General features: G+C 38.8%; 21 protein-coding genes. 12 read left to right on the forward strand and 9 right to left on the reverse strand.

From position 1 onward, the window contains the following. Positions 1-43 precede the first annotated feature (43 nt). From dinG to purB, 6 genes are all read left to right on the forward strand, one after another. Complete coding sequence (gene dinG, locus H4J76_RS15295) at positions 44-2,161, forward strand: ATP-dependent DNA helicase DinG (RefSeq protein WP_182217642.1); 2,118 nt, start codon at positions 44-46, stop codon at positions 2,159-2,161. Positions 2,162-2,164: 3 nt separating this feature from the next. Then, positions 2,165-2,809, forward strand: a complete 645-nt coding sequence (locus H4J76_RS15300) for a pseudouridine synthase (protein ID WP_070373717.1) — start codon at positions 2,165-2,167, stop codon at positions 2,807-2,809. Between the two features lie 4 nt (positions 2,810-2,813). After that, complete coding sequence (locus H4J76_RS15305; protein ID WP_182217640.1) at positions 2,814-3,314, forward strand: NUDIX hydrolase; 501 nt, start codon at positions 2,814-2,816, stop codon at positions 3,312-3,314. Positions 3,315-3,377: 63 nt separating this feature from the next. After that, a complete protein-coding gene (gene mnmA / locus H4J76_RS15310; protein ID WP_182217633.1) occupies positions 3,378-4,529 on the forward strand; it encodes a tRNA 2-thiouridine(34) synthase MnmA in 1,152 nt (383 codons plus the stop codon). A gap of 34 nt (positions 4,530-4,563) precedes the next feature. Further along, positions 4,564-5,187 carry a high frequency lysogenization protein HflD gene (gene hflD, locus H4J76_RS15315; RefSeq protein WP_182217631.1) on the forward strand — a complete coding sequence of 208 codons (624 nt, stop codon included), beginning with the start codon at positions 4,564-4,566 and terminating at the stop codon, positions 5,185-5,187. A gap of 50 nt (positions 5,188-5,237) precedes the next feature. Beyond that, positions 5,238-6,608: an adenylosuccinate lyase gene (purB, locus tag H4J76_RS15320; protein ID WP_070373720.1), complete on the forward strand. Its 1,371-nt coding sequence runs from the start codon at positions 5,238-5,240 to the stop codon at positions 6,606-6,608. 6 nt (positions 6,609-6,614) lie between these two features. On the opposite strand, the gene H4J76_RS15325 is transcribed toward purB, so the two are convergent. Then, positions 6,615-6,791, reverse strand: a complete 177-nt coding sequence (locus H4J76_RS15325) for a hypothetical protein (RefSeq protein WP_182230913.1) — start codon at positions 6,789-6,791, stop codon at positions 6,615-6,617. Positions 6,792-6,983: 192 nt separating this feature from the next. Here H4J76_RS15325 and H4J76_RS15330 point away from each other — a divergent pair, with 192 nt between their 5' ends. The 3 genes from H4J76_RS15330 (at position 6,984) to H4J76_RS15340 (ending at position 9,910) form a co-directional block, all read left to right on the forward strand. Next, positions 6,984-8,153 carry a cupin domain-containing protein gene (locus H4J76_RS15330; protein WP_182217630.1) on the forward strand — a complete coding sequence of 390 codons (1,170 nt, stop codon included), beginning with the start codon at positions 6,984-6,986 and terminating at the stop codon, positions 8,151-8,153. Between the two features lie 20 nt (positions 8,154-8,173). Further along, positions 8,174-8,638, forward strand: coding sequence for a GNAT family N-acetyltransferase (locus H4J76_RS15335; RefSeq protein ID WP_182217628.1), 465 nt, complete (start codon positions 8,174-8,176; stop codon positions 8,636-8,638). 228 nt (positions 8,639-8,866) lie between these two features. Further along, on the forward strand, positions 8,867-9,910 hold the full coding sequence (locus H4J76_RS15340) for an amino acid dehydrogenase (RefSeq protein WP_182217626.1): 1,044 nt from the start codon (positions 8,867-8,869) through the stop codon (positions 9,908-9,910). A gap of 107 nt (positions 9,911-10,017) precedes the next feature. Here H4J76_RS15340 and H4J76_RS15345 read toward each other — a convergent pair whose 3' ends face one another. Continuing rightward, positions 10,018-11,466, reverse strand: coding sequence for a glyceraldehyde-3-phosphate dehydrogenase (locus H4J76_RS15345; RefSeq protein ID WP_070373724.1), 1,449 nt, complete (start codon positions 11,464-11,466; stop codon positions 10,018-10,020). Between the two features lie 154 nt (positions 11,467-11,620). Between H4J76_RS15345 and H4J76_RS15350 the strand changes: the two genes are divergently transcribed. Further along, positions 11,621-12,421: a DUF2989 domain-containing protein gene (locus H4J76_RS15350; RefSeq protein ID WP_182217624.1), complete on the forward strand. Its 801-nt coding sequence runs from the start codon at positions 11,621-11,623 to the stop codon at positions 12,419-12,421. A 29-nt stretch (positions 12,422-12,450) separates the two neighbouring features. Here H4J76_RS15350 and msrB read toward each other — a convergent pair whose 3' ends face one another. Continuing rightward, positions 12,451-12,825, reverse strand: a complete 375-nt coding sequence (msrB, locus tag H4J76_RS15355; protein WP_182217623.1) for a peptide-methionine (R)-S-oxide reductase MsrB — start codon at positions 12,823-12,825, stop codon at positions 12,451-12,453. A gap of 14 nt (positions 12,826-12,839) precedes the next feature. Continuing rightward, entirely contained in the window at positions 12,840-14,378 is a 1,539-nt protein-coding gene (gene gndA / locus H4J76_RS15360; RefSeq protein WP_182217621.1) for an NADP-dependent phosphogluconate dehydrogenase, read from the reverse strand. 200 nt (positions 14,379-14,578) lie between these two features. Between gndA and gap the strand changes: the two genes are divergently transcribed. Next, positions 14,579-15,583, forward strand: coding sequence for a type I glyceraldehyde-3-phosphate dehydrogenase (gene gap / locus H4J76_RS15365; protein WP_070373727.1), 1,005 nt, complete (start codon positions 14,579-14,581; stop codon positions 15,581-15,583). Between the two features lie 287 nt (positions 15,584-15,870). Here gap and H4J76_RS15370 read toward each other — a convergent pair whose 3' ends face one another. From H4J76_RS15370 to zwf, 5 genes are read right to left on the reverse strand one after another with little or no spacing between them, the layout of a single operon-like run. Continuing rightward, a complete protein-coding gene (locus tag H4J76_RS15370) occupies positions 15,871-16,518 on the reverse strand; it encodes a bifunctional 4-hydroxy-2-oxoglutarate aldolase/2-dehydro-3-deoxy-phosphogluconate aldolase (RefSeq protein WP_182217619.1) in 648 nt (215 codons plus the stop codon). 3 nt (positions 16,519-16,521) lie between these two features. After that, on the reverse strand, positions 16,522-17,508 hold the full coding sequence (locus tag H4J76_RS15375) for a glucokinase (protein WP_070373728.1): 987 nt from the start codon (positions 17,506-17,508) through the stop codon (positions 16,522-16,524). Then, entirely contained in the window at positions 17,505-19,343 is a 1,839-nt protein-coding gene (gene edd / locus H4J76_RS15380; RefSeq protein WP_070376951.1) for a phosphogluconate dehydratase, read from the reverse strand. Before edd ends, H4J76_RS15375 begins: the two co-directional genes overlap by 4 nt. A gap of 15 nt (positions 19,344-19,358) precedes the next feature. Beyond that, positions 19,359-20,054 (reverse strand): 6-phosphogluconolactonase, encoded by a 696-nt coding sequence (pgl, locus tag H4J76_RS15385; RefSeq protein ID WP_182217618.1) that lies wholly within the window; start codon positions 20,052-20,054, stop codon positions 19,359-19,361. A gap of 38 nt (positions 20,055-20,092) precedes the next feature. Beyond that, positions 20,093-21,562: a glucose-6-phosphate dehydrogenase gene (gene zwf / locus H4J76_RS15390; RefSeq protein ID WP_182217616.1), complete on the reverse strand. Its 1,470-nt coding sequence runs from the start codon at positions 21,560-21,562 to the stop codon at positions 20,093-20,095. Positions 21,563-21,934: 372 nt separating this feature from the next. Here zwf and H4J76_RS15395 point away from each other — a divergent pair, with 372 nt between their 5' ends. Continuing rightward, positions 21,935-22,783, forward strand: coding sequence for a MurR/RpiR family transcriptional regulator (locus H4J76_RS15395; protein ID WP_070373731.1), 849 nt, complete (start codon positions 21,935-21,937; stop codon positions 22,781-22,783). The last annotated feature ends 10 nt before the right edge of the window (positions 22,784-22,793 follow it).

Consider the following 22,793-nt stretch of genomic DNA (forward strand, 5'->3'; position numbering starts at 1 on the left):
TGGAATGAGTATATAACCTAATGAACCCTAAATGGCTAACAGCATGCTAAGCGATAAAATTAAAGTAGCAATTCGCACATCGTATAAAACCATTGGTGAAAATTTAGAAAACTTTCATCCAAGAAAACAGCAAACTTTTTTGATTGCCGAAATAGCTAAAACTCTTGCGGGAGAATACGATAAAGCGCGAAAAATTATTACCATAGAAGCCGGCACCGGTACGGGTAAATCCTTGGCTTATTCATTAGGCGCTATTCCGTTAGCGATGTCACGTCAAAAAAAGGTCTGTATTTCTACTGCAACAGTTGCGCTACAAGAACAATTAGTGGATAAAGATTTACCCTTCTTAAAAAAACATTCAGGCTTAGATTTTAATTTCACCTTAGTCAAAGGTCGCCAACGCTATGTTTGTCGGCAAAAATTAGCGCTGGCTGTCAGTCAAGACGATTCACCTCAGGCCGGTTTCACCTTTGCGCAAAAACCTAATGCCATGGATATAAAGCTATTACATCATTTACATAAAGCGTTAACGGATAATAAATGGCAAGGCGATCTAGATTCTTGGGCTGACCCTATCCCTCATCATTTATGGCAACAAATTCAATGTGACAAACACAGTTGTTTAAAACATTTAGCCGATCACACCCATTGCCCTTTTCATAAAGCTCGAGAAACCATGGAGTCTGCCGATGTGTTGGTCATTAACCATAGTTTATTACTGGCTGATTTAGAGCTTGGTGGAGGTGTTATTTTACCCTCGCCAGAAGACACTTTTTACATTATTGACGAAGCACATCATCTGCCTAAAGTAACCCGTGATCATTCAAGTGCGAATGTTGCCATTAAAGGTGCCATTGATTGGCTAACTAAGTTAAAAGAAACCGGCGATAAGATGGCAAAATTAATAAAGTCGACTTCGGCCATTTCACCCTCGTTAAAGTTAGGGGACGATTGCCAAGATTTATTAATGGAAATGCAAAAAGTAGCGAGCTTTATCGAAAACAATCAGGCGTTATATTTCAATGAAAAAGCTAAAGAAAATAGCCGTTTCTCTCGTGATGACGAGGCGGCATTATATCGTTTTGAAAACGGAATCGTTCCACCGAACTTAAAAAACTCAGCTAAAGATTTAGCAGAGCTCAGTAAAAAATGTTTAGGACATTGCAATAAGCTATATAATTTATTGATGGAGTCAGTGAAAGACGGGGAGTGTAAAATGTTTGTTGCCGAGCCCTTACTTGCAGAAGCTGGTTTTATGATCCAACGGTTAGAAAATTTCAACTCACTATGGAAAATGTATGCCAAAACAGACAGTGAGAAAGGCGCTCCAATGGCAAGGTGGTTCGAAAAACTGACAGGGAAACGTAGTGACTTTTTAGTGTCGGCTTCCCCTATTGAAGTTGGCTTTACCCTTGAAGATATTCTCTGGTCAAAATGTGAAGGGGCGGTATTATGTTCAGCCACTATTTTAGCATTGAATTCGTTTGAGCATTTTCGACGCCAGGTCGGTTTACAAACTAATGATGGCACCCAATATCAAAAAGTCGACTCACCGTTTGATTATCAAAATAATGCGCAACTTGTTATCGCTAAAATGAAAAATGAGCCAAGTAGCCCTCAGTTCACCGATGAATTAATTAATGAGTTACCGGCGTTAATTAAGCAAGAAAAAGCCTGTTTAGTGCTATTTTCTTCGTATTGGCAAATGGAACAAGTAGCTAAATCCTTACGAGAGCAGCACAAAATGGAGATTCTAGTTCAGGGTGAGCAGTCACGTCAGCATATTATAGAGGCCCATAGAAAACGCTGTGATGAAGATAAAACCAGTATAATTTTTGGCACACAAAGTTTTTCTGAGGGTCTAGATTTACCCGGTAAATATTTAACGAATTTGATTATTACCAAATTACCCTTCTCTGTGCCAACATCACCCGTTGAAGAAGCACAAGCTGAATACATTACCGCTAAAGGCGGCAATCCTTTTATGTCGATTTCAGTGCCAGAAACATCCAAAAAACTGATTCAAGCGACAGGAAGATTACTGCGAAATGAGAAAGATACCGGTATCATTACTTTAATGGATAAACGTTTAGTGACCAAGCGCTATGGTAAGCAATTACTTGATTCTTTACCGCCCTATCAAATTATTTCAAAAGGATAAGCTTTGACTAACCTCACTAAGCGTGCAAAAGCGTCAAACTCAACTAATCGTCGATTATCTAAGAGTCGCGCATTAAAAGATGTTAAGCCTCGCCCTGCCCCAGCAGATCGAGTGTTAGTACTTTTCAATAAACCCTTTGATGTACTGTCACAATTTACTGACGATCAGCAGCGTAAAACCTTAAAAGATTTTATTCCGATTAAAGACGTTTATGCCGCTGGGCGTTTAGACCGCGACAGTGAAGGCTTATTGTTGCTGACCAATGACGGGAAATTGCAGCACAAACTGGCTAACCCAACCGAAAAAACTGAAAAAACCTATTGGGCACAAGTCGAGGGTGTACCACAGCAAGCTGATTTACAAAAACTTCGAAAGGGTGTAGAACTAAAAGATGGCCAAACGTTACCAGCGAAAGTAAAAGTGATCAATGAACCAGACCTTTGGCCACGTAATCCGCCGATACGCGATCGAGCGAATATTCCCACGACATGGCTCAGTATCGCGATTACCGAAGGAAAGAACCGGCAGGTCCGCAGAATGACCGCGGCTATTAATTTTCCAACGCTACGACTTATCCGTTACAGCATTGGTCAATACAGCCTTGACGGTATCGAAAATGGCCATTACCAACAACTTAAAAGTGAATAAGAATATGACACTAGCGGTTAACACTGCCGGTAATGACCATGGCGAAGATCAATTTAAGCCCAATGCTACCGTGGCAGCTATTATTGTTCATCAAAATAAGTTTTTATTGGTTGAAGAAATTGAAAAAGGTAAAAAAGTCTTTAACCAACCTGCTGGACACTTAGAGGCGAATGAGAACTTAATTAGTGCCATTGAACGAGAAGTTCTTGAAGAAACAGGCTTAGCACTTTCGCCGAATTATGTTTCAGGTATTTATTATTTTTATCGCCCGGATATTAATCTTTATTACCTTCGATTTTGTTTTGTTATCGAACTTGATGAATTTCTACAAAGTATCCCTCAAGATGATGAGATTATTGCCACCCATTGGCTGTCATTTGATGAAATAAAAGCAAAATCTGCACAATTACGCAGCACGCTGGTCTTGGAATGTATTGAGGATTACTTAGCTGTTTTGAAAAATGGAAAAAAAATATCATTATCTTCATTAAAATCCAATCTTTAATCTATGCCCCTAAATCCTGACATGCTATAATTTTTCGCCTTTTTCTCTAGATTTGTAGTTTTAATGTCATCACAAGTATCATCGAGCGCTGAAAACCAAAACACCGCGCCTATAAGTAAAGCACCACACGACACCAAAGTAATTGTTGGTATGTCTGGCGGTGTTGACTCCTCTGTTTCTGCACACTTATTGATTGAACAAGGTTATCAAGTTGAAGGCCTGTTCATGAAAAATTGGGAAGAAGACGATACCGATGAATACTGTGCAGCGGCACAAGACCTCGAAGATGCACAACTTGTTTGTGACAAACTCGGTATAAAGTTACACACCATTAATTTCGCAACAGAATACTGGGATAATGTTTTTGAGTATTTCTTAGCTGAATATAAAGCAGGTCGCACGCCGAACCCTGATATTATGTGTAACAAAGAAATCAAATTTAAAGCCTTCTTAGAGTTTGCTTGTGAAGACTTAGATGCCGACTATATTGCCACCGGACACTATGTTCAGCGCGAGTTTATTGATGGTCAGTGGTCTATGTTACGTGGTTTAGACAGTAATAAAGATCAAAGTTACTTTTTATATACGCTAAGTGATGAGCAAGTGGGACGGACATTATTCCCTGTGGGTAATATCGAAAAGCCTGCAGTACGCGCTATTGCCGAACAGGCTGACTTAATTACTCATAATAAAAAAGACAGCACGGGTATTTGTTTTATTGGTGAGCGTAAGTTCAAAGATTTCTTAGGTCAATACTTACCCGCGCAGCCAGGTAAAATTGAATCCGCTGAAGGCGATGTCATTGGCGAACACGACGGTTTAATGTACCACACGCTAGGTCAGCGCAAAGGCCTTCGCATAGGCGGTTTAGCTAATGCCGGAGAAGAGCCTTGGTACGTTGTTGAAAAAGATTTATTGCGCAATGTTTTAATTGTTGGTCAAGGTCATAACCACCCTCGTCTATTTTCTAAAGGTTTAATCGGTAATCAATTACATTTAGTGAACCGCAAACCTCTTGATACGCCAATAAAATGTACCGTTAAAACCCGCTATCGCCAAGATGATGTCCCTTGTCATCTGTCTCCGATGAGCGATGGTGAATATTTAGTCATGTTTGATGAAGCACAAAGTTCAGTAACACCGGGACAATCTGTAGTTTTTTATCAAGATAATATTTGTCTTGGCGGCGGTATCATCAACACACTTATCCGTTAAGTTATAACGAAAATTAGTTGAGCAGTTAATAGTTATGAACAGTATAAATGAACAAACCTTAACACTTGCCGCGGTTTTTCAAGTCGCTTATTGGGTACAAAAAATATCTCGTAGTGGGCAAATAGACGAAGACGAACTCGCCTTATTACTTAATAGTGTCATGATCACATCGCCTAAAAACACCATGGAAGTTTACGGTGGTGAAATGAGTCATTTAAAAATAGGATTAACAACACTAGTTAACCATTTAGGCAATAAATCAACTAACAAAGATCCTGAGATCACCCGTTATGTGGTGAGCTTACTGGGTTTAGAGCGTCGTTTAAGTAAATATAGCGATAAAATGAATGCGCTCGGTGAACGAATTAGCCAAAGCCAACGTCAATTAGTACATTATGGCATTACCAGTGAAACACTCGTTTCGAGCTTAGCGTCAATTTATAGCGATTTGATCAGCCCGCTCGGAACACCTATCCAGGTAGCAGGCGAACCCGCTATATTAAAGCAATCAGTCAATCAACATAAGATACGTGCCTTGTTATTAGCCGGTATTCGCTCAAGTGTTTTATGGCGACAGGTCGGTGGACAACGCCGAAGTATTTTATTTTCACGTTCAAAATTGGTTGAATGTGCCGAGCAGCTGCTCAAAGCTTGTTAAACAAATTCAAAATTAGTTTTTAACCTTACTTTAAATATTAGGAAAACCCTATGGAACTTTCAGCGTTAAGTGCAATATCTCCAGTAGATGGTCGTTATGGCAGCAAAGTTAAGTCATTACGCCCTATATTCAGTGAATTTGGTTTAATAAAATACCGTGTTACCGTTGAAGTTCGTTGGTTACAAAAACTTGCAGCAACGACAGAAATTGCAGAAGTTCCGGCTTTTAGTAATGACGCTACGGCAACATTAAATGCGATTGTCGATAACTTCAGTGAAGTAGACGCACAGCGTATTAAAGACATTGAAGCGACCACTAATCATGATGTAAAAGCGGTTGAGTATTTCTTAAAAGAAAAAATTGCTGATCATGCTGAATTAAACGCAGTCACTGAGTTTATTCATTTTGCTTGTACATCTGAAGATATTAACAACCTTTCGCACGGTTTAATGTTAAATGACTGTCGTACCGACGTTTTATTACCAGAAATGGATAAAATATTAGCGGCAATTAAAGCACTAGCAATTGAATACAAAACCATTCCAATGATGTGTCGTACTCACGGTCAACCTGCTTCTCCAAGTACTTTGGGTAAAGAAATGGCCAACGTTTATATTCGTCTTAAACGTCAACGTGCCCAAATTGCTGATGTTGAATTATTAGGTAAGATTAATGGTGCTGTTGGCAATTACAATGCACACCTATCAGCTTACCCTGAAGTTAATTGGCATGAATTTGCTAATGAATTTGTTACTTCATTAGGTTTATCGTTTAATCCCTTTACGACTCAAATTGAACCACATGATTACATTGCTGAATTATTTGATGCCATTGCCCGCTTTAACACCATCTTAATCGATTTTGATCGTGATATTTGGGGTTACATAGCGATGGGTCACTTTAAGCAAAAAACCATTGCAGGTGAAATTGGTTCATCAACAATGCCACATAAAGTTAACCCAATTGACTTTGAAAATTCTGAAGGTAACTTAGGCATTGCTAATGCATTATTTACCCACTTGGCGCAAAAATTACCGATTTCTCGCTGGCAACGTGACTTAACTGATTCAACGGTTTTACGTAACTTAGGTGTTGGTTTTGCTCATGCGATGATAGCTTACGGCGCTACATTAAAAGGTATTAGTAAGTTACAAGTAAATGAAGCAAATCTAGCTGCTGAATTAGACAGCAACTGGGAAGTTTTAGCTGAACCCGTACAAACAGTAATGCGTCGTTATGGTATCGAAAAGCCATACGAAAAATTAAAAGAGCTAACTCGCGGCAAACGCGTTAATGGCGACTCAATGCGCGCTTTCATTATGACGCTTGAATTACCTGATGCGGCTAAAGCACAGTTATGTGAAATGACACCCGCGAGTTACATAGGTCGCGCAGTAGAGTTTATTAACGAATTAGACTAGTTTTATCTAAACGTATGCTAATAAAAAGGAACCTCGCGGTTCCTTTTTATGTTCAGGATGAACGGTATAACGTGATGGCATGGATGCCAATGAACGTATATGTTCAGGATGAACGGTATAACGTGATGGCATGGATGCCAATGAACGTATATGTTCAGGATGAACGGTATAACGTGATGGCATGGATGCCAATGAACGTATATGTTCAGGATGAACGCAATAGCATGACGTGATGGCATGGATGCCAATGAACGTATATGTTCAGGATAAACGGAAACCTATATGTCTTGGCTTTTTAGCAACGCCCTGATTTATTAAGGTATTAGTGCATTTATGCACGCCAATTAACAGTAGTAAAATAGAGAGTAACACGTAATGCAAAAAATCCATTGGGGCGAATTAACGCCTGAGCAGTTTTTAAAAGAATATTGGCAAAAAAAACCGTTATTAATAAAAGGTGCGTTCAAAGACTTCACCGACCCAATTGATGCCAACGAACTTGCTGGCCTCGCGATGGAAAGCGAAATTGAATCGCGTATTATTGCCTGTAATAATGGTGACTGGCAAGTAGAGCAAGGTCCTTTTGATTCATTCGATAAGTTTGGCGAACAGAACTGGACGCTACTGGTGCAGGCGGTAAATAATTGGTCTCGCGATACCCAATCATTGCTAGCAGCTGTTAATTTTATTCCACAATGGCGTATTGATGATGTAATGGTTAGCTTTTCAACACCCAATGGCGGTGTTGGTGCTCATTTAGACCAGTACGATGTCTTTATTGTGCAAGGTGAAGGAAAGCGTCGCTGGCAAGTTGGTGCGCCTGATAGTTCACTAAAACAGCTATTACCTCACCCTGATTTAAAACAAGTCTCTAGTTTTGTTGCTGTTATCGACGAAATAACCGAAGCAGGTGATTTACTTTATATTCCACCAAATCATCCACACAATGGCGTGTCATTAGAAAACTCGATGAATTTTTCTATTGGTTTTCAAGCACCGAACAATCAGGAATTATGGTCTGGTTTTGCTGATAAATTAATAGATGAAAACCTTGGAGAAACACGTTTTCCTGATAATGAACGTACACTAACCAGTCATCCCGAACAACTTGAACAAATGGATATCGAAAAGTTAAAAGCGTTCATGAAAGCACAACTTGATGACGATAAGTTATTTACTCCTTTTATCGGTAAATATCTTACACAGAACCACCATGCCTTAGAAATATTAATGCCGGTCACGCCTATCGACAGCGAACAACTTTCCGATATTCTGGCTGAAGCAGAAAACACCTTAGTGCCTGTTTCCGGGATAAAAAGCTTAATTGTTCCTTTTCAACATCAGGAACAAGCGCCCAACGAAACAAGCTTTTTATATATTAATGGTGAAAGCTTTTTAATTGATAAAGAAACAATCACATTAGCGACATACCTAACAAAACAGCAAACTTTGACCACTCAAACAGTAAAAAGTTTACTAACAAATTTGAAAAATGAACAATTATTGACTAGTGTTCTAAATATGGGCTTTTGGTATATTGAATAACAACACGTGGAATAGTTATAATGTCGTTCAGTGTCAGTAGAGTAAATTGGGAACAAGCGGCATCACTATTAAGAGATGTCCGCGAAAAAGTTTTTATTTGTGAATGGCGTATTCCACGAAAAATAGAGTTTGACCAAAAAGATCACTATGCATTTCATGTCTTAGTTTGTGATGATATTACTCAAGAGCCCGTTGCAACGGGCCGTATATTATCTACGGGTGAAATTTCTCGCATAGCAGTATTGATGTCTTTTAGAAAAAGAAACATCGACAGAGATGTTGTCAAAGGTTTACTGGCTATTGCTAAAGATCTCAAACTTGATGAAGTATTTATTTATAGTCCACTTGATGATGTTGAATATTTTAGAAAATTTAACTTTATCAGTGCTGGCGCAGTATTTATGGAAGCAGGTATGCCAAGACAGCGTATGACCTGTGCTGTTGAGAATATAAAAAAATCTACCCGCTTCGCTTTTAATCACTAGTTTATTAATTCCTACTCTCCTAATAAGCCACTCTTCTTATCCTTTTGCCACTATTATTAAATTTTGTGCTTTATTCTATACATTTACCCTAACATAGTGACCGTTATATTTTGATCTGACGGCTAGCGCAACATTAGGCTAAGTGGTATTGTGCGCATCGAAACAATACAACTCTTATTACAGAAGTAAAAAGAATATTAACAAAACTTTTTACGTGGAGATTTAGAAGTGGCAATTTTTGATTTAGTAGATTTCGACAATCATGAACAAGTTGTTTATTGCAGCGATGATGCAACAGGCTTAAAAGCTATCATAGCAGTACACAGTACTGCACTTGGACCGGCAGCAGGTGGCTGTCGTTTTTGGGATTATGTAAATGATGAAGCAGCATTAAAAGATGTTTTACGTTTATCAAAAGGCATGACCTACAAAAATGCTATGGCTGGGTTAAAACTTGGCGGTGGTAAAGGGGTTATTATTGGTAACCCTAGACACTTAAAGTCAGACGATTTATTCAAAGCTTATGGCAAGGCCGTTAATAATCTAGGTGGCCGGTATTACACCGCTGAAGATGTAAATATTACTACTGGTGATATGGCTATTGTTAATCAAGTTACCGACTATGTTTCGGGTCTTGAAGGAAAAAGTGGTAATCCAGGCCCCTTCACTGCGCTAGGTACATTTTTAGGTATTAAAGCAGCGGTTAAGTTTAAATTAGGATCTGATGATTTAACCGGTATTAAAGTGGCTGTTCAAGGGCTTGGTAGTGTTGGTTATTCACTTTGTGAGCGACTTCATGCTGCGGGTGCGAAATTAATCGTCACTGATATTAACCAAGAAATTCTAGATAAAGCCGTTGCCGAGTTAGATGCGACAGTTGTTAGCTTAGACGATATTTACAAACAAGATGTTGAAGTATTTTCACCTTGTGCGTTAGGCGCGTCGATTAATGACGATAGCATTGCAGAACTTAAAGCGGTGATCATTGCCGGCTGTGCTAATAACCAACTTGCAGAAAGTCGCCATGACCAAGTCCTTTTAGACAAGGGTATTTTGTATGCGCCTGACTACGTCATTAACGCTGGGGGAATTATAAATGTTGCCCTTGAAATTTATCCTGAACCTTATTGTGCTGATAAGGCGACAAGTTTGGTCGAAAATATTTATCACACACTAATGAATGTTTTTGTAACAGCGAACGAGAAAAACTTACCAACAGGTAAAGTAGCTGATGAAATGGCGAGAGCTATAATAGCTAACGCTGGAAAATAATTTTTCCGTATAAACTAAAAAGCCGCACTATATAAATAAAGTGCGGCTTTTTTTTCGCTATAAATTGTTGGCATCAACTCACACCAACAATGTTATCAACTTATAGACTAATTAACGGGTAATGTTGGTACCTGAATACCTGACATTTCTAGCATTACTCTAACTACCTGGCAGCTGTAACCAAATTCATTGTCATACCATACATACAATACAGCACGATCGCCATCAACAATCGTTGCTTGAGAGTCAACAACTCCAGCGTATCGAGAGCCAACCAAGTCAGTAGAGACGATTTCAGTTGAAGCCGTATAATCTACTTGATTTTGTAACTTAGAATTTAACGAAATATTACGTAAGTAATCGTTTAACGCTTCTTTATCCGTTGATTTTTTCAAATTCAAATTCATGATAGCCATTGAAACGTTTGGTGTTGGTACACGAATCGCGTTACCCGTTAACAAACCTTTCAATTCAGGTAATGCTTTAGCAACCGCTTTAGCAGCACCCGTTGTGCTAATAACCATATTTAATGGTGCACTACGACCGCGGCGAGGAGCTGGATGGTAGTTATCAATTAAATTTTGATCGTTAGTATATGAATGAACCGTTTCAACGTGGCCATTCTTAATACCGAACTCATCGTTAATGGCTTTTAACACTGGTGTAATAGCGTTAGTGGTACAACTCGCTGCAGAAACAATTTTGTCATCCGCTAAAATCATATCTTGATTCACGCCATAAACGATATTTTTAATATCACCTTTAGCGGGTGCTGTTAACAATACCTTAGCAACACCTTTTGATTGCAAATGTTGCCCTAGACCTTCTTCGTCACTCCATACACCGGTGTTATCAACAACTAAAGCGTCATTAATACCATATTGGGTATAGTCGATTTCGCTAGGATTTTTTGCGTAAATAACTTGAATAAATGCGCCATTAGCTTTAATGACACTATTTTCTTCATCGATAGTAATACTACCGTTAAAAGCACCATGCACTGAATCACGACGTAATAGGCTGGCACGTTTTGCTAAATCACCTTTACCACTTGGGCGAATAACAATAGCACGTAGATTTAATGTTGAGCAGGGTCCTGCGCGTTCAATTAACAGACGCGCTAATAAGCGACCGATACGACCAAAACCATAAAGAACAACATCTTTAGACTTTTGTGGGTCAGTATTTTTATTAATTGATACTAATTCTTTTTCTAAAAACTGCTCAATTGACAGACCATTAGCTTTACCAAGAAATAAATAACGGTAGGCCAATTTACCGACATCAATACGTGCTGGTGCTAAATCCATGTGTCTTAATGCATCAATAAAAGGAAAGCTTTCACGTAAACGTAATTTACTGTCTTCATGTAGCGCAACAGATTTATGTGCTTTAATGATATCAATTGCAGAAGCATTAACTAATGGACGACCATAAATAGATACTTCGAGACCTTTGTTTCTGAAAAGTTGCCCTATAATAGGTTGCATATTTTCAGCAAATGTTTGGCGTTCTTGCCAGCTAGCTTGGTATTGTTCCTCAAGATGAGAAGTCATTGCGTAAACCTTTTTATTTCAGTCAATTGAACGATGAGTTATTATTAATATTAGCACTAATAACAATAATAATTAATTGCGGCACTATTGTAATCGAACCTGAAAACTTTCGCCACTAGTTACAGATAATATCACGCTCAAATATGGGACAAAAATGAAGACAATAATAGCCTACTTCTCACTAATTTTTTTATTAACCGCTTGTGATAGCAAGCCAAACTTTGCTGAACTTTGTGAAAGTAATTCTGAAATCTGTAATGAATTTCAAGAAGACTCATGGTGTAAACGAGAACGTATTACGGTGGGTTTTTCTAATTTAGAGGAAAAATTGGCTAGTTCAGATCTACATAAATATCATCAACTCATTGCTTACGAAGATTATGCACAATGTATGGTTCATGCCTCAAAAATTGAGCATATTAAATTAAAACATAAACAAACGATGAGAGTTGATAACGCAATTCAAGCACAGAATCGTATCAAAGAGATATCAAAAGAAACAATAACCTCAGATCACCCTCACCTGCTCTACTATCACTGGTCGAGATATATCAACGAAGAATCTTTAAATAAATTTTTAGCACAAGAAGGGACAAAAGCCCTTGAAAATTCAAGGTCGCAATATAACTTAGCGACGCATTATACAAAAACAGATCCTAAAAAGACCTTAACGTTACTTTATCGAGCTTTGCAATTATACCAACCAGATCAGAAAATAAATGCAGAAATCTTTCAGTCAATAGCAACGATATTTATAGAAAAGCAAGATGTTAAAAAAGCTTATCTTTGGTTAAGAATTTTACGTTTACATTCGCCAGAAAATAAAGAAGTGACTGAAAAGTCTTTAAATAATTATGTTGTAGGTTATAAATTAAATAAAACATTATTAGATAAAATTGCCAATATAACCTTAGATAAAATTGAAGCGGGAACCTTTGAATCACCAAAGGTTTAGGTTTAATCAAGAGATTAAACCTTGTCTTTTTAAAGTGCGCTAAACTGTAAACTTAATGAATTAACACAATAGCGTTTACCGGTGGGTTGTGGGCCGTCATCAAATACATGACCCAGATGAGAGTCACACGTACTGCAAGTGATTTCTGTACGCATCATTCCAAGGCTGTCATCTTCAATGTAGGCGACATTTGGGCTAATAGCGGCAGAAAAGCTTGGCCAACCGCAACCCGATTGAAATTTATCTGTTGAAGAAAAGAGCTCCTTTTCACAACAGGCACAATGATAAACACCGGCTAGCCAATGATCGTTATACTCGCCACTGAACGGTTGCTCTGTGGCAGCCAAGCGACATACTCGAAAAGCCTCGGGTGTTAACTTATCTTGATAAGGGTCTTTAGACATATATTTTCACCTTTTTATTTTGAATGACCAAATTCGATCATTTCGCGCTCAGGGTGTGACCATTCAACATGAAATTTCTTTCCTGGCGCTTGATCAACCCGTTCAAAAGTATGTGCACCAAAAAAATCTCTTTGTGCCTGTAATAAATTTGCAGGAAGAACCGCGGTACGCATCGCATCATAATAGGTCAACGATGAACTTATTGCACTGGTTGAAATTCCCATTAAAGCGGTTTCTGCAACAGTTTTACGCCAATTTAATTGATGAGCATTTAATTGCTCCACAAAGAATGCATCTAGCATTAAATTTTCTAACTTCGCATTACGTTTAAAAGCATCGGTAATAGATTGTAAAAATGCTGCACGAATAATACAACCCGCTCGCCATATTTTTGCAATACTGGCAAAATCTAGCTCCCAATCATGCTCTTGCTCCGCTTGCTTCATTAATTGAAAACCTTGGGCGTAAGCACAAATTTTCGCACAGTAAATCGCATCATGTAAACGAGCAATAAACGCTGTTTTTTCTTTTGCATTTAAGGTCTTAGCTTCAGGGCCGTTAAGCAGACTTGAACTCTGCACTCTTAAATCTTTAAATGAAGAAATGGAACGTGCGTATACCGCTTGGGCAATAGTGGGAGCGGGTGTACCTAATTCTAAACTGCTCATCGCAGTCCACAAACCTGTACCTTTCTGCCCCGCTTTATCGAGAATCAAATCCACTAGCGGGATGTTATCTTCGGTCACCTTATGGCGAAGTACCTCGACAGATATTTCCATTAAATAACTGTCTAGAGGACCTTGGTTCCATTGTTCAAAAATATCAGCAATCTCATCTGTTGATAAATTTAAACCCGCACGTAAAGTATGATAGGCCTCACAGATAATCTGCATATCCGCATATTCAATACCATTGTGAACCATTTTTACATAATGACCCGCACCGGCTGGGCCAATATAGGCGGCACAAGGTTCGCCTTTTTTAATGGTTTCTCCTGGCTTAGTCCGCTCTAAAGGTTTGCCTGTTTCGGCGTCAACCTTAGCTGATATTGCTTCCCAGATAGGTTTGATGCGAGTCCATGCATAAGGAGAGCCACTGGGCATTAAAGCAGGACCAAATCTAGCGCCGACTTCTCCGCCAGAGACAGCGGAAGAAAATAAAATAAAATTACTCTTATACTTTTTCTCCCGAGCAACGGTATCAACCCACAGACTATTACCCGTATCAATAATAATATCGTCGGGTTGAATACCAGCGCCAATCAAACTCTCAGAGACTTGATCAACAGGAGCACCAGCAGGTACAGAAAGTACAATAAGATGGGGAGTTTTTAATCGCGATAATAATTCTGTATATGATGAGCAACCGTGAACACGTTGCTTATTTTCACCATTTTCCAATTTGTCTTGGGCAATAACGCCAAGCACTTTTTCATTATCTAAATCAAAAGCAGCAATACTGTAACCGTTGTCGGCTAAGTTTAGCACCAAATTTTTACCCATTACACCAAGGCCAATAAAGCCGATGTCACACAAACTATTGTCTTGTGTCATAGTAGAAAGTCCATAAATACTGAGAAATACAATGGCATTTATTCTACCATGAACAAAACTAAGCCACTAGCAATTAAAGCCGACCCAATTCGTAATAAAACGTCTTTTTTATCAATTAAAGGCCAAATACGACAAGTATCGCTTGTATAAATCTCAAAATGATGTAATTTTACTACATTATTTTCATTTGGAATTTTAACATGACTATTAAAGTTGGCATCAATGGTTTTGGCCGTATCGGTCGTTTTGTATTTAGAGCTGCTGCGCAGAGAAGCGACATTGAAATTGTCGGTATTAATGATTTAATCGACATTGACTACATGGCTTACATGCTTAAGTATGACTCAACGCATGGTCGTTTTAACGGTACGGTAGAAGTTAAAGATGGTCAGTTGATTGTTAATGATAAAGTTATTCGCGTTAGCGCTATCCGTAACCCCGAAGAACTTAAATGGGATGAAATAGATGTTGATGTTGTTGTTGAATCAACCGGTTTATTTCTAACTGATGAGACAGCACGAAAGCATTTGATCGCAGGAGCTAAAAAAGTTGTACTTTCTGCCCCTTCAAAAGATGACACCCCAATGTTTGTCTGTGGTGTAAACCTCAATGAGTATAAAGGCGAAGATATTGTATCAAACGCTTCATGTACCACTAATTGCCTAGCACCTATTGCTAAGGTTCTTAATGATAATTGGGGAATTGAAAGTGGTTTAATGACGACGGTTCATGCAACTACAGCAACACAAAAAACTGTTGATAGCCCTTCAGCTAAAGATTGGCGTGGTGGCCGTGGTGCAGGACAAAATATAATCCCTTCATCTACGGGTGCTGCAAAAGCGGTTGGTAAAGTTATCCCTGAATTAAATGGCAAACTCACTGGTATGGCCTTTCGTGTACCAACACCAAATGTATCTGTTGTAGACCTGACTGTTAATTTAAAAAGTAGCGCAACCTATCAAGAAATTTGCGATGCGATGAAATCAGCAGCTCATGGTGATTTGCAAGGCATATTAGGCTATACCGAAGATCAAGTAGTTTCTAATGATTTCATTGGCGAAACGTGTACGTCAGTCTTTGATGCGGGTGCGGGTATAGCACTAACCGATAAGTTTGTAAAAATCGTTTCTTGGTACGACAATGAAATTGGTTATTCAAACAAGGTACTTGATTTAGTGGCTTACGTCAGCGCTTATAAAAATTAATCATCTTTAGAATAAAAGTTATATCAAAAAAGCCAAATATCTTTATTTGGCTTTTTTATTGAGATAAATGTTAGTCAAAGCCCCTTACTTGAACAACCTTAACTAGTCGATTTACGGCTCTCACCTGTAAGCCCCCCTATAAAGATGTTATTTAGCTATCGACTGCCTTTACTTGCTTATAAAAGGATATATGAGGATTGATGTCAGGCGGACAAGAAGTCGTATATATAAAAAAGGCTGGAGCACTATCAATAGCGCTTCAGCCTTTTTGGTATTCACTTTACGCGTTATTTTACATGAGCAAGTGCTTGTTTAGCTAATTCAGTAATTTTAGCCCAATCTTTATTTTTAATTATTTCGTCGGTAACCAACCAAGAGCCACCACAACAAGCAACGTTTGATAAGGCTAAGTAGTCCTTAACATTACTTAAATTGATACCACCTGTTGGACAAAAGCGAATGTCAGGGAATGGTCCGCCCATAGATTGAATCGCTTTAACACCACCAGAAGCTTCTGCGGGGAAAAACTTCAAATGGTCATAGCCAAAGTCAATTCCGTCCATCATTTCTGAAATTGATGAAATTCCTGGTATAAGAGCAATATTACCTTCATTACCCGCTTTTAATAAATCTTTTGTTAAGCCAGGACTTATTGCAAACTTAGCCCCTGCTTCTTGACAGCGTTGTAGCATTTCACGATTTGTTACTGTACCTGCGCCAACACAAGCTTCAGGTAACTCTTGCGCGATAATTTTAATCACATCAAGTGCCGCTGGTGTGCGCAAAGTTACTTCTAATACTTTTATGCCTGCAGCGAGTAAGGCTTTAGCAATAGGTAAGGCATCTTCAACATCTTTAATAACAAGAACAGGCACAATAGGCCCCATAGCGAAAATTTCTTTTGGCGATAACTGCCAATTATTTGTTATGGTCATGATTTAGATGTGTCCTTTCATTGAAGATAATTGTTGACGAATATAGGCAGACGCCCCTATCAAACCGGGTTGATTTTCGGTGATCACATACGTCGGAATATTATTAATAAAACTAGATAGTCGGCCTTTTGTATCAAAACGCTGCCTAAAATTGCTGTTTTTGATGAAATCTATAAAACGAGGCACAATGCCACCGGCAATATATACACCACCAAAACAACCTAACGTTAAGGCTAAGTTACCGGCAAAGCTGCCTAAAGTATTACAAAATTGATGTAAGGCTTTTTCACATAGTGGACATGAGCCATCTATCGCTTTAGCGGAGATTTGTTCAGCTGATAAATTACTCTTGGGCAAGTTATCAATTGACAAAAAGGCTTGATAAATTTGCTCTAAGCCTCTGCCACAAAGTAATTGCTCATAGGATATTCTATGTTGTTTAGTTTCAAGTAAATAACTTAATATTTTAATTTCATCAGCATCGACAGGAGCAAAGTCGACATGGCCTCCTTCTCCCCCTAAGCAACACCAACCGTCTCTGGTCGGTACTAAATTAGCAACACCTAGTCCGGTACCAGGACCACAAATAGAAATAGGCTTGTCTGCAATTGCGACCCCTTCACCAATTTGCACTTTCTGTGCTTGTGTTAGCAAAGGTACTGCATGGGCTATTGCGGTATAGTCATTTATTAAAAATAACTGACTAATATTCAATGCGTTTTTCAAGGATGATTGAGAAAATGTCCATGGCAAGTTAGTCATGGTAATTTGATCTGTTTCAACCGGACAAGCAATGGCTAAACACGCATTGATTGTTTTACCTGCAGCGTTATGTAACGCTAAATAAACGCTAATAACATCGGCTAAGCTATCATATTGGTCGCACTGATAAGTTTTAATATCTGAGATTTGACCATCGTCATTAACGAGGCCAAACCTGATATTAGTACCGCCAATGTCAGCGACTAAGTTAAGTATTGACTCACTCACGAAGCTTTACCATCAATATCAGTTTCATCAAATAATGAACAAGCACCGGTTTCAGCGGTACTTAAATTACGACGCATAAAACCAAAAAGCTCTCGGCCCATGCCTTGATGATGACCATTGACTTGAAAAATAGCGTTGTCACGTTGGGCAAGCTCTGCTTCGTCAACCAATAAGGTTAATTCTCCAGTTTCGCCGTCAACTAAAATCATATCACCGGTTTTCACTTTCGCGATCAAACCGCCATCTAGGGCTTCTGGGCATAAATGAATAGCAGCAGGTACTTTACCTGAGGCGCCAGACATACGGCCATCAGTTACCATAGCGACCTTAAAACCTTTGTCTTGAAGAACGCCAAGTGGTGGTGTTAGTTTATGTAATTCAGGCATACCGCGCGCTTTAGGTCCCTGAAATCTAACAACAGCAACAAAATCTTTTTCTAATTCACCCGCATCAAATGCCGCTTGTAATTCATGTTGATCTTCAAAAACGACGGCAGGTGCTTTAATAACAAAACTACCTTCACGCAATGAAGATGTTTTAATGACAGAGACACCTAGGTTACCCTTAAGAACGCGTAAACCGCCAGTAGCTTTGAACGGGCTTGCAACGGTTGCAATAATACTATCGTCGAGAGATTTTTCAACACAGTCAACCCACTTAAGTTCACCGCTTTCGAGTACAGGTTTTTTAGTGTAGCGCGTTAAACCGCGGCCACAGATAGTTTCAACATCTTCAAAAACTAAGCCGCCTTCAATCAATTCTCTAAAGAGTAGTGCCATACCACCGGCTTCTTGAAATTGATTTATATCTGCTTCGCCGTTCGGGTAGATACGTGTTAATAGTGGCACCGCTTCAGACAAATCATTAAAGTCTTGGAAATTAATGATAATACCCGCTGCTTTAGCAAACGCAATAATATGCATGGTTAAGTTCGTTGAACCGCCCGTCGCAAGTAAGGCAACAATTGCATTAACAATTGAACGCTCATCGACCATTCTGCCAATCGGCATATAGTTGCCCGACTGTTGCGTTAAACGAGTTGCTTGACGTGCCGCTGCTTTTGTTAATTCTTCACGAAGCTGCGTATTCGGTGCGATAAATGAAGCGCCAGGTAAATGAAGTCCCATGACCTCAACAACCAGTTGATTTGAGTTGGCTGTGCCAAAGAAAGTACAAGTACCCGCAGAGTGATAAGAGGCAGATTCAGCTTCAAGAAGCTCTTCTTCGTTGGCTTCACCTTTAGCATATTGCTGGCGAACACGTGCTTTTTCTTTGTTTGGTAAGCCTGAAGGCATAGGGCCCGCAGGAATAAATACCGTGGGTAAATGTCCAAAAGTCATACTGGCAATCAACAAGCCCGGTACGATTTTATCACAGATGCCCATCATTAATGCGCCATCAAACATATTATGCGATAAGCCAACCGCTGCAGACATTGCAATAACATCTCGGCTCATTAGGCTTAAATCCATACCCGGTTGGCCTTGAGTAACACCGTCACACATAGCAGGTACACCGGCTGCAAATTGTGCAACACCACCCGCATCTCTCACTGCTGCTTTAATAATCGCAGGATAAGTTTCATAGGGCTGATGAGCAGATAACATATCATTATAAGCTGAAACAATAGCGATGTCTGAGTGATGTATGCCACGTAATGAGGCCTTGTCTTCTTTACCACAAGCAGCAAAACCATGAGCTAAGTTACCACACGACAAACCGGCACGATGTACTGTTTGCGAGCTTTCAGCTTCTATCTTAGCTAAATATTTAGCTCTACTGCCTTTACTACGCTCAATAATTTCATTGGTAATAGCGACGATTTTTTCATTCATTTTAATAGTCATATGTTACTCCGCCCAATACACTTGTGTATTGATATCTGGGTTTTGTAAAAATGCCCTTATTGGCATTTCTGTTTGATTGTTACTTGAAAGTGCTTTTTCTAAAACGACCTTTTTCCCGGCACCACAAACATGCAAAATAATATTTTTACTCTGCGCTAAATGAGCATAAGTAAAAGTTATACGGTCGTTAGGAGCTGTTTTGGGGACAACCTTCATTAGGGCATCTGTATTATCAAGCGCAAGTGCTGATGATATTTGCTCGCTACAAGGGAATAAAGAAGCCGTATGACCGTCTTCACCCATGCCAAGAATAAGCACATCTAAAGGCAATAACTGGCTTTTAGCATCAGTATTTAATTGCACTAGGGTTGATTGATCACATTCACCCTCTTTTTTAAGGTGAAAAAATTGTGCATCGGCTGCTTTATTTTTTAACAGGTTTTCATGTACCAAACGGGTATTACTTGCCTCAGACTCAAACTCAACCCAACGTTCGTCCGCTAACGTGACGGTTACGTTTTGCCAATCAATATCTTTAGTCGATAAAGCCGTAAAAAAACCTTTGGGTGTAGACCCGCCAGAAACAGCCAAGCTTGCTTTACCTTTCTGACTCAAAGCGTTTGATAAAAGTTCAGCGACATTATTGGCTAAGGCATTATCTAAATCTGTTCGCTGAGCGAAATCGTTTAATTGGTACATAGTTATTTCCTGAAATTCACGTTATCTCTAAAATTTATTTATTCAACCCACTGGCGATCATCACGAGCGATCATAGAAAGAGAGGCAACGGGTCCCCAAGTTCCAGCAGGATAAGCTTTAGGTGCTTCATTACTTGTCTTCCAGGCTTCGATAATACTATCAGCCCAAGTCCAAGCCGCTTCGACTTCATCACGACTAACAAATAACGATTGATTACCGTTGATAACTTCTAGCATCAATCGTTCGTATGCATCGACAACACGCTGATTTTCATAAGTTTCTGAAAAACTCAAATCAAGCTTATTTTCTTGAATATGCATTTGTGAAGCAATACCTGGAATTTTATTCATCATCTGTAATTCAACGCCTTCGTCAGGCTGTAAACGAATCGTTAATTTATTTGCCGGTAGATCAGCATGGCTATCTTTAAAGATATTATGCGCTTGAGGTTTAAATTGCACCACTATCTCACTGTGCTTAGCAGGCATTCTTTTACCCGTACGAAGGTAAAAAGGCACGCCAGCCCAACGCCAATTATCAATTTCCGCTTTTATAGCAACAAAAGTTTCAGTATCACTTTTTTGATTGGCATCTTCTTCATTTAAGTAACCCGGCACTGGTAAACCATTTAAGTAACCATCGGCGTACTGACCGCGAACTGTTTTTTCTTTCACATTCAAGCGATTAATGGGCGCGAGAGCTTTAACTGCCTTTAACTTTTCAACACGAATACTTTCTGCACTTAAATCAGCAGGAGGCTCCATCGCTAAGAGTGATAAAATTTGTAATAAATGGTTTTGTATCATGTCGCGCATTTGCCCTGCGTCGTCATAAAAACCCCATCGTCCTTCAATTCCTACACTTTCAGCAACCGTTATCTGTACATGGTCAATACTATTACGGTCCCAGTTATTGGTAAAAAGTGAATTGGCAAAACGCAGTACTAATAGATTCAGTACGGTTTCTTTTCCTAGATAGTGATCGATACGATAAATTTGGTTTTCATTGAAATAACGAGAAACTTGATCGTTAATAACTTTTGATGATGCAAGGCAGTTGCCAATCGGTTTTTCCATCACAACACGGTCAGCGTCAGTAATAAGTTTAGCTGACTTTAAACCGTCGGTAATATCACCATAAATAGCAGGAGGCGTTGAAAAATAATAAACACGTGTATCATGGCCACCTTTTAACGTTGCAGCTAAGTTACTATAAGAGACAGTGTCTTTAAAATCTAACTGTTGATAAACCATACGGCTAATAAAACGAGCAAGTACTTCTTCGTTTAAGCCTTCTTTGACAAACTCAGTAAGATTCTCAATAACAAAAGCCGTAAATTCTTCTACCGAATGGTCTTGTCTGGCGACACCTAAAATTCGACTTTCTACATTTAATAAGCCAGCTTGGTCTAATTGATATAAAGCGGGTAATAATTTGCGACGAGACAAGTCACCAAGTGCACCAAAAATAACAATTTCACTGGCAGACTGAAGATCAGAACTTTTCATAAACAATATCTCTTTTTTTGGCTTTCTTTATTGAACACTGATAATAACTAAAATTACCTCATCAATAAACCTAGCACATATTGTAACTAAACTACATTTATCCATAATTTAACGGGTATATTGGCATCAGTAAAGAACTTTTTGTAATTAAATTACATTTTAGGTATTATGAATAAATAAAAGCTTTACGCGGCAATTTTACTCAAAGTTCATTGTTGGTTAGTGGTTATTCGTATGAAACATTAATTAAAGGTTTGCTAAAAATTGCCAATATGTTTTATATTAGCTGTAATTATGAAATAAATTTTCATTATTCTCGTCATTTAGACAGAAAATTAATTACAATTATTGTAAAAAGTAGGATTGACCGACATGAATATATTAGAAAAGATCGCCGACGAATTAGATACTTTCAGTAAATCTGAACGTAAGGTGGCAGAGGTAATATTGTCTTCTCCGGGTACCGTTATTCATGCCAGTATCGCTGCCTTAGCTAAACAAGCAAATATCAGTGAGCCTACTGTTAATAGGTTTTGTCGTCGTTTAGATACTAAAGGTTATCCCGATTTTAAACTTCATTTAGCCCAAAGTTTAGCCAACGGTACCCCTTATGTTAATAGGCATGTTGATGAAAACGATACGGCTGATGAATATACAGATAAAATTTTTGAATCAACCATGGCAAATCTTGAATTAGCCCGTAAAAGTTTAGATGCAAATGTGATCAACCGATCTGTTGATGTGTTAACACAAGCGAACAAAATATCATTTTTTGGCTTGGGCGCTTCCGCAGTTGTTGCTCATGATGCTTTAAATAAATTCTTTCGCTTTAATGTGCCAGTAGTTTATTTCGATGACATATTAATGCAACGTATGAGTGCTATAAATAGTCGCCAAGGTGATGTTGTTGTTGTAATTTCTCATACGGGGCGAACCAAGTCATTGGTTGAAGTCGCCAGTTTAGCAAAAGAAAATGATGCCATTGTTATCGGAATAACAACGGCGGGTAGTCCTCTAGCAAAAGAATGTAATATCGTTTTATCTGTTGATGTTGCTGAAGACACCGATTTATATATGCCTATGTCATCACGTATCGCTCAACTTGCATTGATTGATGTATTAGCAACAGGCTTTACCCTGAGACGTGGTACAAAATTTAGAGAAAACTTAAAGAAAGTTAAAGACAGTTTACGTAGCTCTCGTTTTGAGCGCAAAGACTAAACAGCATTAT

Origin of the sequence: Colwellia sp. BRX9-1 (assembly GCF_014077195.1) — a bacterium.
Lineage (GTDB): Bacteria > Pseudomonadota > Gammaproteobacteria > Enterobacterales > Alteromonadaceae > Colwellia_A.

What these genes read in the sequence shown, in the direction of transcription:
- dinG (WP_182217642.1), top strand. Translation starts at nt 44, where the DNA reads ATGCTAAGCGATAAAATTAAAGTAGCAATTCGCACATCGTATAAAACC.
- H4J76_RS15305 (WP_182217640.1), top strand. Translation starts at nt 2,814, where the DNA reads ATGACACTAGCGGTTAACACTGCCGGTAATGACCATGGCGAAGATCAA.
- mnmA (WP_182217633.1), top strand. Translation starts at nt 3,378, where the DNA reads ATGTCATCACAAGTATCATCGAGCGCTGAAAACCAAAACACCGCGCCT.
- hflD (WP_182217631.1), top strand. Translation starts at nt 4,564, where the DNA reads ATGAACAGTATAAATGAACAAACCTTAACACTTGCCGCGGTTTTTCAA.
- purB (WP_070373720.1), top strand. Translation starts at nt 5,238, where the DNA reads ATGGAACTTTCAGCGTTAAGTGCAATATCTCCAGTAGATGGTCGTTAT.
- H4J76_RS15325 (WP_182230913.1), bottom strand. Translation starts at nt 6,791, where the DNA reads ATGCCATCACGTTATACCGTTCATCCTGAACATATACGTTCATTGGCA.
- H4J76_RS15330 (WP_182217630.1), top strand. Translation starts at nt 6,984, where the DNA reads ATGCAAAAAATCCATTGGGGCGAATTAACGCCTGAGCAGTTTTTAAAA.
- H4J76_RS15335 (WP_182217628.1), top strand. Translation starts at nt 8,174, where the DNA reads ATGTCGTTCAGTGTCAGTAGAGTAAATTGGGAACAAGCGGCATCACTA.
- H4J76_RS15345 (WP_070373724.1), bottom strand. Translation starts at nt 11,466, where the DNA reads ATGACTTCTCATCTTGAGGAACAATACCAAGCTAGCTGGCAAGAACGC.
- H4J76_RS15350 (WP_182217624.1), top strand. Translation starts at nt 11,621, where the DNA reads ATGAAGACAATAATAGCCTACTTCTCACTAATTTTTTTATTAACCGCT.
- msrB (WP_182217623.1), bottom strand. Translation starts at nt 12,825, where the DNA reads ATGTCTAAAGACCCTTATCAAGATAAGTTAACACCCGAGGCTTTTCGA.
- gndA (WP_182217621.1), bottom strand. Translation starts at nt 14,378, where the DNA reads ATGACACAAGACAATAGTTTGTGTGACATCGGCTTTATTGGCCTTGGT.
- gap (WP_070373727.1), top strand. Translation starts at nt 14,579, where the DNA reads ATGACTATTAAAGTTGGCATCAATGGTTTTGGCCGTATCGGTCGTTTT.
- H4J76_RS15370 (WP_182217619.1), bottom strand. Translation starts at nt 16,518, where the DNA reads ATGACCATAACAAATAATTGGCAGTTATCGCCAAAAGAAATTTTCGCT.
- edd (WP_070376951.1), bottom strand. Translation starts at nt 19,343, where the DNA reads ATGAATGAAAAAATCGTCGCTATTACCAATGAAATTATTGAGCGTAGT.
- pgl (WP_182217618.1), bottom strand. Translation starts at nt 20,054, where the DNA reads ATGTACCAATTAAACGATTTCGCTCAGCGAACAGATTTAGATAATGCC.
- zwf (WP_182217616.1), bottom strand. Translation starts at nt 21,562, where the DNA reads ATGAAAAGTTCTGATCTTCAGTCTGCCAGTGAAATTGTTATTTTTGGT.
- H4J76_RS15395 (WP_070373731.1), top strand. Translation starts at nt 21,935, where the DNA reads ATGAATATATTAGAAAAGATCGCCGACGAATTAGATACTTTCAGTAAA.